The sequence below is a fragment of the Dokdonia sp. Dokd-P16 genome (assembly GCF_003095655.1).
Lineage (GTDB): Bacteria > Bacteroidota > Bacteroidia > Flavobacteriales > Flavobacteriaceae > Dokdonia.
On sequence record NZ_CP029151.1, the window covers coordinates 1,078,173 to 1,090,457 of the forward strand.

Sequence of the window (12,285 nt, forward strand, 5' to 3'; positions counted from 1 at the left end):
TATTCCTCAAATTTTGGGTGCTCAAAAGTATACCAAAAGGCAGCAGATTTTAAGCAAATTAGTAACTGATTGAATTTAGATTCAGGTAGTGTGGTTATTTGTTGAACGGGAATGTTAAAACGTGTAGTATAAGCGTGTTAACTTTTGGGAGTACTTTAACTTTTATTAAAAGAGTACTCGCGCTCTACTTTACAAATCCTGACCGTATAATTATCGTACCAGTCTGATTTACCCATGCGCTGGGCACCTTGATGTTCTGCTTGTGCTTTCCAGTGAGCGATATCCTTTAATGTTTTCCAGTAAGAGACGGTAATCCCGAGATGATCACCATCATTCCTTGCTCCCTCTACTCCTAGAAAACCCGGCATTGTTGCTGCAATCTCCTCCATAAGATCTGCGGCTTGTTTGTAACCTCTCGTGCTACTGGTTTGTGTAGATGTAAAAATTACAGCGTAGTAAGGTGCTTGCATTATTCAGTTTCTATTTTGTACAACACAGGCTTACTTGGTGTCGCATCGTTCTCAAAAGAGGCAATTTGTAAATTGAGAAGATATCTACCATCTGCAACTTTATGAGGCACGTAAATCATCTCTGTGATGGTTGCATCCAGACGTATATTTTCTTCTACATTCCAGAATGCATGATGTGCTTTAAGAGCACCGCCATCTTTCTCTTTATCTACACTTGGAAGATCTATGAGGAGGTGTTTGATTCCGCTTTCGCGAAAGCGTACCATTGCTTTTTCTTCTATAAACGGCCAGTTTGTGTGAGACCAATTCATTGATTTCTTTTCGCGTGCATTAGGCAGTGTGCGTATGACCAAAGCTTCTGGAGATTTACCTTTAAGTACACTGTGGAACTGCTTATCTCTTAGTATAAAATCGTCTTCGTCGTTATCTAAGGGTTCTGGGATTACAGTAATTACCTCTGCCACAAAAAAAAATGTCTTCAGGTTTTTATTGATACTGTGCACCTTTTCTGTAATGTGTCCAGCGGTCTCTGTATGTGTGCCGTGAGAATGTGGATTAAACGTTATTGTAGTGAAGTTTACATCTCCACCTTCACTCACTTTACCTATCCACTCGCCATCTGTGACTGTCTCAAACGTAGGCGGATCAATATACCATGCCAGCGGATTCTTCTTAGGAGTAAGAGGAATCGAGAGATCAATAGGTTTTAAAAGATCGACCTTAAAAGTTTCTTTATTATGGGTTATTGTTGCAAGCATAGCGTAATTCAAAAGAAGACTAAAGATAAAAATACTCAAGTGATTTACCTAGACACATTAAGCTCATTGCTATAAGCTATGCTACTTTAAGTTGAGTATAAATAAGTCACTAGCAATACCATCGCTTAGGAACTTCCCTTTTTTTGACACATACACACGGTCACCTTCTATAAACAAAAGATGTTCTTCTACATGCTTTTGCGAATACTCAATAAAATAGTCTCTATACTTATCGCCATATAAAGTGGCTATCTCTGTAAGTGAAACCCCAAACTGCGTGCGCAATCTAGTCATCACATACTCATTATATTGATCTGTAAGCGACAGCTCTTCTACCTCCTGTGGCAACTGACCAGTTGTTACTGCTTTAATATACTTCGGGTTGTTATTAATATTCCACGCGCGGCGCTTTCCATCATAACTATGTGCAGAAGGCCCTATCCCTATATATTTTTTTCCTTGCCAGTAGGCCGTATTGTTTCTAGAATGGAAACCAGGCTTTGCAAAGTTTGAAAACTCATAGTTCTCATAACCTGCTTCTTCCATTTTACGTATTAAAAGCTCATGATGTTCTTGAGCAACTTCGTCCTCTACGGGTGGTACAATTCCTTTTTTGATAAAGTTCTCTAATGCTGTCTTAGGTTCTACGGTAAGTGCGTATGCAGATATATGAGGTACATCAAGTTTTAGGGCTTGATCAATGTTATCTTCCCAGCGCTCATTAGTCATCCTAGGGATTCCGTAAATGAGATCGAGCGAACTATTAGGAAATTGTTTTCTTGAAAGCACTAGGCAATCTATGGCTTCTTTAGCGTTATGCGCACGGTTCATTAATTTGAGATCTTCTTCAAAAAACGACTGTACGCCTATACTTAACCTGTTAATTCTTGATGCCGCTAGTTCGCTTATTTTCTCTGGAGTAAGATCATCAGGATTTGCTTCTAGCGTAATTTCTGGATTTTCTTCAATCGTATAATGCGTATAACAGGCATCTATAATCTGTTCAATCTCTGCAGTGTTCAAAACAGAAGGTGTACCTCCACCAAAGTAAACATTAGACACTTCATCATTTTCAAACTCACCTTTACGCATCTCAAGTTCGCTTATGATAGCCGTAATCATTTCCTCCTTTTTACCCATGGTGGTCGAAAAGTGAAAATCACAATAGTGACACGCTTGCTTGCAAAATGGTATGTGAATGTAGATGGACGCCATAATTTCTAAAAGAATATTACTTTTTTACCCGCTTTTCATTCTGCTTTACAAAGCTTTCCCAGCCAGAATAGCTTTTACCTATTTCTACTTTTCCAGAGTTGTAATAATGACAGACTGCAGCTGCGAGTCCATCTGTGGAGTCTAAGTTTTTAGGTAAGGTTTTTAGTTTCAATAAAGATTGCAGCATTCTTGCCACTTGCTCCTTACTCGCATTACCGTTTCCAGTAACTGCCATTTTTATCTTTTTAGGAAGATATTCTGTGATGGGGATTTCTCTAGATAATCCTGCAGCCATCGCCACACCTTGTGCTCTACCTAGCTTGAGCATACTCTGTACATTCTTACCAAAAAATGGTGCCTCTATCGCAATCTCATCTGGGTGATAGGTATCAATTAATTGGATAGTTCGCTCAAAAATGAGCTTAAGTTTTACGTAAGGATCACTATATTTCTGCAGCAACAACTCGTTAAGCAGCATGAATTCCATCTTCTTTCCGACCACTTTTATTAATCCAAAACCCATAATTGTAGTTCCTGGATCAATACCTAATATGATTCTTTCGTCTGCCACTGCTTTTATTGTTACTTTGTGCTCATCCTTAACAAAGAAATGAATGCCTAGATTATCTCACAAAGCTACGCAATTACTCTGGGCGACTCTTAAGATTCTCATTGTAGTACTCGCTGGATATTTTATTTATAGCAAACTCAACCGAAGCGGACTAATTAATCTCCAGTTTCAACTTTTTGAAATAAACACGTCATCGTTATATTTCTATATTATAATAATACTACTATTTACCCGTGCCAATTGGCTTTTTGAGTTTAAGAAATGGCAAGTTTTAGTAGGTTACTTAAGGCAGTTAAGCTTTCGCGAAAGCGCACAACAAACCCTTACGGCTCATCTTGCTGGTTTTGTAACTCCTGCAAAAGCGGGTGATTATGGTGCCAAAGCGCTGTATTACCCCAAAGAGCAACGCAAAAAAATACTCTTCTTAAACTTTATAGGAAATATGTATCAGCTGCAGGCAACGCTTGTAGTTGGCTTTATAGGCTTAGGTATATTAGCGTTATTTACAAGTGGCACTGCAATCTTTTTCTGGGGTCTAAGTATTTTTATGACACTGGTATTTTATCAAATATTACCAAAAATTCTCAGACGTTTCAACTGGTCATTAAAAGGAAATGCATGGCATAAAATCAAGAGCTTTTGGAAGGTCATACCTAAAGATATCAAACGCAAGACTCGTTTATATTCTTTTATACGTTATGCAATATTTGCACATCAATTTTATATCATTTTACTGATGTTGGGAGCAGATATCCCCTACGTATTTGCCATGTCGTGTATTGCGGCAATGTATATTTTAAGTTCTTTAATACCTGTGATGCAACTACTGGATGTAGTAGTACGGGGCGGAGTTGCTGTCTTTGTGTTTAGCTGGTATTTTGTGCCGGAAGAAATTGTGTTAAGCACCGTGCTCATTATGTGGTTATGCAATGTCGTGTTGCCACTCTTGCCAGGAACTATCTTCTTGTTCAAAAATAAAAAGCGCTCAAGCTCAGCCCTATAAAAGATGATCTGGATACTACTTTTTGTTTTTGTTTCTTACGGTATGATCATACTTGGCTTCGCCATTAAAATAAAGCATGCTGGTACTTTTGATAATCATACTAGAGCGCATAGAAACAGATTTACAGTAATTGTACCATTTAGAAATGAATCTAAGAACCTGCCACGATTATTAGCCTCACTAGCAACTATAGATTACCCTACATCTAACTGGGAACTTATTCTTGTAAATGATGACTCTACAGACAACTCCCTTGAAGTGATTGATCAATGCCTCAGGAGTTATCAGATTTCTAATGTGATTATTATTAATAATCTGCGTGCTACAGCATCCCCTAAAAAAGATGCGTTGCAAACTGCTATTAATAAGGGAACACACAACTGGATTGTGACGACAGATGCAGATTGCTACGTCCCTACACAATGGCTTGCCACACTAGATGCTGCGATACAACAAGAGCAACCACTTATGGTCATTATGCCGGTTGCTATTGCGACCACAGCGCAACCCACCTTGTTAACTGCATATGAGCAATTGGACTTTTTAAGCCTGATGGGAGCAACCGCTGGAAGCTTTTATTTTGGTCTTCCTTTTTTATGCAACGGAGCAAATCTTGCGTATGATAAAGATGCCTTTGTAAAGGTGCAAGGATTTGCTAATAATGATCATATAGCGAGTGGAGATGATCATTTTTTACTAGAGAAATTTCAAGAAACTTTTAAAAATAAGATAAGTTATTTACGCTCCCCAGATGCCATTGTAACCACACAGCCACAAGAGTTATGGAGTGCATTTATAGCGCAGCGCACACGATGGGCAGCCAAGTCTAGCGCTTACACGTTTTGGTTCTCAAAACTCATGGGCTTATTAGTCGTGAGCGTTAATCTTATGAGTGGCTTAGGTTTGATTTATCTCGCTTTCGCGAAAGCGGAAACTCAATCTCTAATCATCATCGCACTGCTGTTGAAAATAATCGCCGATGGCATTCTCATCGCAACCGAAGCTCAGTTTCACAAGAAACTTAACTATTTGAAATGGTATCCTATTGTGATGATTTGTTATCCATTTTTAAGCACTTACATAGCCTTAAAATCGCTTACTAGCAGTTACCAATGGAAAGGTAGATACTACACGAAATAATAGCCAATAACACTATCTAAAGTTATTTATTCCACCTTGAGTACTACGGGAATTTTAAATTTTGTCTTTACAGGGACCCCTTGTTTTGTGGCTGCTTTAGCTTGAGGAAGTCGTTTGGCCGCTTCATGAATCCACTGCTCTAGTTTTGGGATTTCTGTGCGAATTTCTGGTGTAATGGCAAGGGTGTCAATACAGTATTTACCTTTTTCATTTACTACAAAATTGACTACAATCGTATCGTTGAGTTCTCTATTTACAACAATCGTGTGTTTACCAAAAGACTCGTAAAAAGTGCTCGTTACTGTCTGCTCAAAACATACTCTCAACGCCTCCCCTTCTGCTTGTGAGCTACATGTATCAAAGGTAGGATAGCCGTCTACTTTATGAAGATCTATGGCCTTCCAGCTTTCTGAAAGATACTCGGAAGATGAGATTTTTTTTGTTTCTATACGGTCGCAAGAAGTCATTACAGCTATTGCTGTAATCATTACTAAACCACGATATAATAAGCCTCTCATACGTACTTCGAAAGTACGATTTTTAAATCTCGTTTAAAAGTGCTGTAAATAGGGCTAGTCCTGTGCTTTTTTGGCTTCAAAAATTTCTCTTTTAAGGATTACAATTCTCTCCTGAGCTATTCTTATCAAATATGGCTTTGATTTTGACTTTTCAGATTGAGTAACAAACTTCTCATACAACTGGACCACCTCTTCCTTATCTTCATAATAATTATCGGCTGCTACGGCAATGGCATATACCGCATCAAGGTTATCAGGATCTTCTTTAACTGCTAGTTGATAGTGCTTCATTGCCTTAGTGAATTCTTTCTTAAACTCATAAGCCCTACCTAACGTAAAGTACACGTCATCAAGTGGCAAATCTTTATACCTAAGCGCTCTGGTAGAATAATCAACGGCCTTATCATATTCTCTATTAAAGTTATATAGCCTAGCGAGGGTGATAAGTGTTCCCCAGTCTTCGTCATCATAAGCGAGTACTTCTTCATAAGCTTCTATAGCTTCTAGATACATTCTCTTCTCGTAATAAGCACGTCCTAGTTTATTTCTCACAAAAGCAGTATCCACTCCTAAATCTAGAAGATTATTAAACAAATCTATAGCCTCAACCCACCATCCTTTAATGTAATAGTTTTGAGCTAAGACATTAATTATCTTAATATTCTCTGGGTAACTTTCAAGTGCTTTATCTGAAATCTTTTCTACAATGTCGTATTCCTTAAGACCTAGATGATGCCTTGCAAGTTCATACATCGCATTTTGGTGTGTTGAATCTAGTTGCACTGCCTTTGCAAATGCTTTTTCTGAACTGTCTATCTTTTCATTATCTACTTTTTTATTTAAAACTATGGTATCCTTGGCCGCAGTCTTTTTAAGTGCTCGTCCCCATTGATAATAATACTCAGGATTAGTAGGAAACCTCTTTGCTAAATCAGAAAAAATAGAGTCTGCAAGATCATGCTTTGATTTTGACAGTAACAACCTTCCATATTCTGTTTGAGCTATGGGTTGTTTGTCATTGAGGTCTAACGATTTTTTGTAATATACTAGCGCATCGTTTTTTACTCCTTTACCGTTGTATGCTCTTGCTATTTGCAAATATGTTCTAGCCGAAGGATTTTTTATAGATTCATACTGAGCAATTGCTTTTGTATAATCTCCCACGGCATATAAACTATCTGCAATAGCCAAAGCCGGAGCTTGTGCTCCGGCTTTTGAAAATGCTATGATACTTATAAGTATAATTAGTTTTCTCATAGGTTACTCTGCTATTTTAAAAGTAATAGGTAAGCTATAAAGAACTCCTACTTCTTCGCCTTTTTGACTTCCAGGTTTCATTTGAGGTAGGTTGTAAATAACTCTTCTAGCTTCTTCTGCTATATCTGGATGTGAGCCGCGTGCCTCAACATTATCTACCTGTCCTTTTTTATTAATTCTAAATGAAACAAACACTCTATTAATTCCTGTAAGACCTAATGGCTTAGCAATACTTGTATTGAAATTAGCATTAACATACTTTGAGACTTTATCTGACATACATGTCTTTTTATCTTCATTACCTTCTAGTTCATTACAACCAGGATAGGTAGGAACATTATCTATAACTGCAAATGGTATTTCGAGTTCCTCTTGAGTTTCGACAACTTCTACTTCTTCAGAGGAATAAATTCCTGAAGCTGCAAAGCTAGGATCTCCCTTTCTCATTTCCTTTAACTCCTCAAAAGTGTAGGCCTTTATATTATACCTTTCTGCAAGTTTGGTTACTGATTCTTTTAAAGACATCATCAACAATATATTGGGGCCAGCACCATCCTGTTCGTTGCCCCCTTTGTTTTTTACTTGTTCTACGATATCATTAATTTCTAGTGATTTATCATCTCGAAGTTCCTTAATAAATTTCATTTCATTAGATGAAATCTTTGTAGAATCTTTAACTATAACACTATATAAGCCATTACCGTTCTCAAATTTTGACACAATTAATGTAAAATTTTTATTACTACTTTCATGTTCAGAATTTTGTGCCCAAGAAACCTGCACAAGCATTGCTAGTATAAGGGGCACTATAATGACGTACTTGATGAGAGCACTCTTTTTTGATTTTGATTTTTGTAGCATAATAATTCGATTTTTGATTAATGATTGATTGAAAAATGTATTTGTAAAAGAAAGGTTGTTAGTGCCAAAGGCAGTATTTAACAACTCTTCATAGTAAGCCTTTTTTGACGTGGCTGCTGTTGCTTTTTGATCGGCTAGATATTCATGTACGGTACTTATCAGTTTTTGATTGAAATATATTAATGGATTGAACCAAAAAATAATTTTCATAATCTCAAAAAAGATGAGATCCCAAGTATGACCCTGTTTTGCGTGTATTTGCTCGTGGGTAAGAATTTGCTTTCGCGAAAGCGTATCTATATCCTCTCCAATAAATATGTACTTAAAAAAAGTAAATGCTTCTGTACTGTTAGGGACGTTAATAATGTGCTCCCCACGTTTTTTAAAAGATAGATAGCTGATAAAGCTTTTAACCTTTATCACAAGAAGTAGTGTACTTATTGCCATGCCTGAGATGTAAATACTCAACCACGGAATAACAAAGGAGTTTGTTTGTTCTGTTGCTTGACTAATAGTTGCTTCTCCGACTACTACCTCTGGTAACATGACAGACATCACCTCCATAGGAACGACTGTTTGTAATGTGGCAATTTTTATAAAAGGTAGCACTAGCGCGATAATGGGTGTCGCTAGAAGGTAAATTCTATTATACACAAAGAATGTTTCCTTTCTTAATAGCAGGTAATATATTGCTAAGAATATTGCTTGAAAACAGATGGCTTGGATTACATACGATACCATGACTATTCGTTTTTATTGATTTCTTTTAGGATCGCTTCGAGGTCCTGAACACCTACGTCATTCTTCTTTACAAAGAAGCTCACCATACTCTTAAAACTACCATTAAAGTAATTATCCATCATTTTGTGCATGGAGTCATTACTGTATACCTCTTTTGTAACTAGTGGATAATAGAGATAGCCTCTTCCTTCTTTCTCATGACCTACAAAACCCTTGTTTTCTAAAATTCTTATGATGGTTGAAATGGTATTATATGCAGGTTTTGGCGCTGGCATTTGCTCAATGAGTGTTGCCACATTTGCTTTTTGGGCTATCCACAATAGTTGCATCACCTCTTCTTCAGCCTTAGTAAGTTGTTTCATAGTTGAGTTTTGTATTCCGCTAGATTATAATCATTTACAACCCTTATACCTATTAATTACTCAAATATAACTAAAACATTAGTTTAAACTAATGTTTTAGTTTAAAATTTTTGCAATGTCTTTTAGCCTACTAACAATACATAGAAATTAAAATAATAAGTTTACTGCGGTGTGCGATGTCCAAGTCTCTATACCATGACTAAGTGGAGCGCTCGTTATGGCATTACTGCTCAATTGCAGCAGTTGCCAAGAAAATGAGTCAAAACTTCTTTAAATGAGCTTAAAACCTTCTTGATTGCAAATTAACATTTGGTAGATTCCTTGTATTAAAACAGCATCCTCTGTAGTACTAGTTGGATTTATATAACGCTTTCGCGAAAGCGTACACACAAAAAAGCCCCCTCTTCAAAAGAAAAGGGGGCCTTGTATTATGAAAAGAAATTTATTAGTTACTAATCACTATAAACTCTGAACGTCTATTAAGTTGATGCTCTTCTTCTGAACACTTAACTCCATTAGAACATGTATTTACTGGTTGCTTTTCTCCATATCCCTGTCCGGTGATTCTAGAAGAGCTTATGCCTTGTTCAATAATATATGCCACTGTCGATTTTGCACGCTTATCTGACAAGCTTAGGTTATAAGAATCCTTACCTCTACTGTCCGTATGAGATCTCGCATCTAAAACCATGGTAGGATACTCACGCATCACTGCTATAACTTTTTCTAATTCTAGCGCAGCGTCTGGACGAATATTAAAACGATCAAAATCGAAATAGATTGGATTAAGTTCCAAAACCTTTGCAAGATCATCACCTACATTGATTGGTTTTTGGAGAAGGCTCAACACTAAGTCGTTTGTAAGTGTCCCAGTTACATCTGGAGTTGTAGTTATAGCCTCTGCAGTACTATATTCTTCTTTTGAAGCACGTATAACATACTGCGTAACACATGTTGCCTCAAATGCATAAGCTCCTGCAGCTGTTGCTTGAACCGCCTCAATTACCGTACCTTCACTATCTATAAGCTGCACTGTTGCTTCTGGAATAGGGTTGCCGCTATCTTTATCTGTAACCACACCAACTAGTTTAATATCACAAGGTATTTCTTCTTTCAAGAACCTGTAAATATCATCACTTCCCATACCGCGCTTACGGTTTGAAGCAAAGTAACCTACTTGCGTATCCTCATTTAATATAAAAGTAAAGTCATCAAAAGAACTATTAATAGGCTCACCTATATTGCTAATAACTTCTTTTTCACTACTATTTGTTCTAGGTGTTGTTGCAAATACATCAAGACCTCCAAAACCTGGATGGCCGTCTGATCCAAAGTACAATACTCCCTTTGAGCTCATGAATGGAAAAGTCTCTCTTCCCTCTGTATTTATAGGTCTTCCTAAGTTTATAGGTGTTCCTACAGAATCTGTTTCATTTACTGTTGCAACCCATATATCCGAAAGTCCTACAGTTCCAGGCATGTCTGATGCAAAATATAGTTTACTATCATCTGCATTTAGCGTAGGGTGTGCTGTAGAGTACTCGTCACTGTTAAATGGCATCTCTACAGGTGTAGACCATTTTCCATTTGCTTTTTTAGACTTATAAATTTTAAGCTTATTTGTTCCATTCTTTGATTTACGGTAATTTCCTTTATTGAAATTATTTCTAGTAAAATATACCGTGTTACCGTCTTTTGTAAATGCTGTAGTACTCTCGTGAAATTTTGAATTTAGTTCTCTACTAAACGCTTTAGGCTTAGTGTAAGATCCTGAACTTGATCCAACTTTAGACTCATATAGGTCTAAGAACGGTTCATTATTCCATTTGTGAATTTTCTTTGTTGCGCCACCAGTATCACGTGATGATGCAAATATGAGTTTTCCTTCATATTCTGTAGGAGCAAAATCTGAGTATCTAGAATTAATACTACGTATATCTTCTATGGTATACTTACTTTTTTTATAATCGATATTGCTAAGATAGTTAGGCTCTTCTGTAAAAAGCTCTGCTCTTAAATCATCACTATTAACCTCATTAAACTTAGCCATCATCTCATCTGCACGGTCATAGCTTTTAAGGGCACGTAGTGTTTGAGCAAAACGAAAATAGTATTCTGGTTTTATCTCCTCTGCATAGTTGCTTACCAGCTTATTGTACCATACTTCGGCTTCGACGTACTTTGCATTGAAATAATAACTATCTGCTATCTTTTGAAAAAGATCGGCAGATTTATATCCTTTCTCTGCAACCTCTAGGTAAATTTTTCTAGCATCTACAAAGGCATATTGATCAAACTTTTTATCTGCTTTATCAATTTTTCCTTCTTGAGCATTTACTGTAAGAACTCCTAGGAATAGGAGGCTAAGGCAAAAACAAATTATATTTTTCATCATGTAATCAAATTAAATATACTGCTAGAGTATACGTATTAAAAGAATCTAGGGGTAAGCATTCTATCATACTCATTAAAGAGTTCAAAACGAAGAAAAACTTCGAAACTTCCATCATTGTAAACAGTTTCTCCAAGGTCTGTACTCTCACGATCATAAGCAAGACCGATAAGCATACTATCTGACACTTGAAAACCTACAAGACCACTTAAAGCTGCGCTCCATCTATAAGCTGCTCCTAAGTGTAACTTTTCCATTACTAGAAAATTTGCTGTAAGATCAACCTGCAATGGCGCACCTGCAACTAATTTTACGAGCGTACTAGGCTTAAATTTAAGCTGATCGTTTATATCAAAAGTATAGCCCATTATTCCATAATAGTTAATACGCTCTTCTGCAATAAAGCTAGCGGAATTACTATTATTACTTTCATCAAAATGCTCGGTTTGAATTAGATTAGGCGCACTCAATCCCGCATAAAATCTATCCGTATGGTAATATAATCCAGCACCAATTATGGGAGAAATTTTATTATCTATATTTTGAGAAAATCTAGGATCTGTAACATCAAACAATGTCAATTTAGAAAAGTCTACATCTAAAACATGACCTCCTGCCTTTAATCCAAAACTTAATTTTCCTGAATTTGAAGTATTTATCGTGTAGCTAAAGTCTGCACCAATATACGTTTCTTGAGCTGGTCCTAGTGCATCATTTACTATAGATAATCCTAACCCTACTTTACCTTCACCTATAGGTGAGTGAATACTTAAACTTTGGGTTCTAGGAGCGCCTTCAAGACCTACCCACTGACTTCTATGAAGTCCAACAATACTCGTAACACCTCTATTTCCAGCATAAGCTGGATTTATAGCAACTGTATTGTACATATACTGAGTATACTGCGGGTCTTGTTGTGCAGTTAGCGTAAATGTACTTAGTACTAGTATTGCTAAGAAAGCAACTGTTAATATTATATTTTTCATATATACATCTA

12 protein-coding genes are annotated in these 12,285 nt (G+C 36.7%); 2 read left to right on the forward strand and 10 right to left on the reverse strand.

Annotated elements, in window-relative coordinates; all coding sequences use genetic code 11:
• Positions 1-155 precede the first annotated feature (155 nt).
• The 4 genes from DCS32_RS04850 to ruvC all read right to left on the reverse strand — a co-directional run bounded on the left by DCS32_RS04850 (position 156) and on the right by ruvC (position 3,014).
• Positions 156-470, reverse strand: a complete 315-nt coding sequence (locus DCS32_RS04850) for an antibiotic biosynthesis monooxygenase family protein (protein WP_108877241.1) — start codon at positions 468-470, stop codon at positions 156-158.
• Positions 470-1,228 carry a cyclase family protein gene (locus DCS32_RS04855; RefSeq protein WP_108879239.1) on the reverse strand — a complete coding sequence of 253 codons (759 nt, stop codon included), beginning with the start codon at positions 1,226-1,228 and terminating at the stop codon, positions 470-472. The genes DCS32_RS04850 and DCS32_RS04855 overlap by 1 nt, the downstream gene beginning before the upstream one ends.
• An 81-nt stretch (positions 1,229-1,309) precedes the next feature.
• Positions 1,310-2,443 (reverse strand): radical SAM family heme chaperone HemW, encoded by a 1,134-nt coding sequence (gene hemW / locus DCS32_RS04860; RefSeq protein WP_108877242.1) that lies wholly within the window; start codon positions 2,441-2,443, stop codon positions 1,310-1,312.
• 16 nt (positions 2,444-2,459) lie between these two features.
• Complete coding sequence (gene ruvC / locus DCS32_RS04865; RefSeq protein ID WP_108877243.1) at positions 2,460-3,014, reverse strand: crossover junction endodeoxyribonuclease RuvC; 555 nt, start codon at positions 3,012-3,014, stop codon at positions 2,460-2,462.
• Between the two features lie 43 nt (positions 3,015-3,057).
• On the opposite strand from ruvC, the gene DCS32_RS04870 reads away from it, so the two are divergent.
• Both DCS32_RS04870 and DCS32_RS04875 read left to right on the forward strand, forming a co-directional pair.
• Complete coding sequence (locus DCS32_RS04870) at positions 3,058-4,017, forward strand: lysylphosphatidylglycerol synthase domain-containing protein (protein ID WP_108877244.1); 960 nt, start codon at positions 3,058-3,060, stop codon at positions 4,015-4,017.
• Positions 4,018-4,020: 3 nt separating this feature from the next.
• Entirely contained in the window at positions 4,021-5,157 is a 1,137-nt protein-coding gene (locus DCS32_RS04875) for a glycosyltransferase (protein ID WP_108877245.1), read from the forward strand.
• 26 nt (positions 5,158-5,183) lie between these two features.
• Here DCS32_RS04875 and DCS32_RS04880 read toward each other — a convergent pair whose 3' ends face one another.
• The 6 genes from DCS32_RS04880 to DCS32_RS04905 form a co-directional block, all read right to left on the reverse strand.
• Entirely contained in the window at positions 5,184-5,645 is a 462-nt protein-coding gene (locus tag DCS32_RS04880) for a hypothetical protein (RefSeq protein WP_162533594.1), read from the reverse strand.
• An 84-nt stretch (positions 5,646-5,729) separates the two neighbouring features.
• A complete protein-coding gene (locus tag DCS32_RS04885; protein WP_108877247.1) occupies positions 5,730-6,932 on the reverse strand; it encodes a tetratricopeptide repeat protein in 1,203 nt (400 codons plus the stop codon).
• Positions 6,933-6,935: 3 nt separating this feature from the next.
• Complete coding sequence (locus DCS32_RS04890) at positions 6,936-8,447, reverse strand: M56 family metallopeptidase (protein WP_162533595.1); 1,512 nt, start codon at positions 8,445-8,447, stop codon at positions 6,936-6,938.
• Positions 8,448-8,536: 89 nt separating this feature from the next.
• The gene (locus tag DCS32_RS04895; protein ID WP_108877249.1) at positions 8,537-8,896 is read right to left on the reverse strand and encodes a BlaI/MecI/CopY family transcriptional regulator; all 360 of its coding nucleotides are present in this window, start codon (positions 8,894-8,896) and stop codon (positions 8,537-8,539) included.
• 445 nt (positions 8,897-9,341) lie between these two features.
• Positions 9,342-11,291 (reverse strand): OmpA family protein, encoded by a 1,950-nt coding sequence (locus DCS32_RS04900; RefSeq protein WP_108877250.1) that lies wholly within the window; start codon positions 11,289-11,291, stop codon positions 9,342-9,344.
• A 35-nt stretch (positions 11,292-11,326) separates the two neighbouring features.
• On the reverse strand, positions 11,327-12,274 hold the full coding sequence (locus DCS32_RS04905; protein WP_108877251.1) for a type IX secretion system membrane protein PorP/SprF: 948 nt from the start codon (positions 12,272-12,274) through the stop codon (positions 11,327-11,329).
• Positions 12,275-12,285 lie beyond the last annotated feature (11 nt).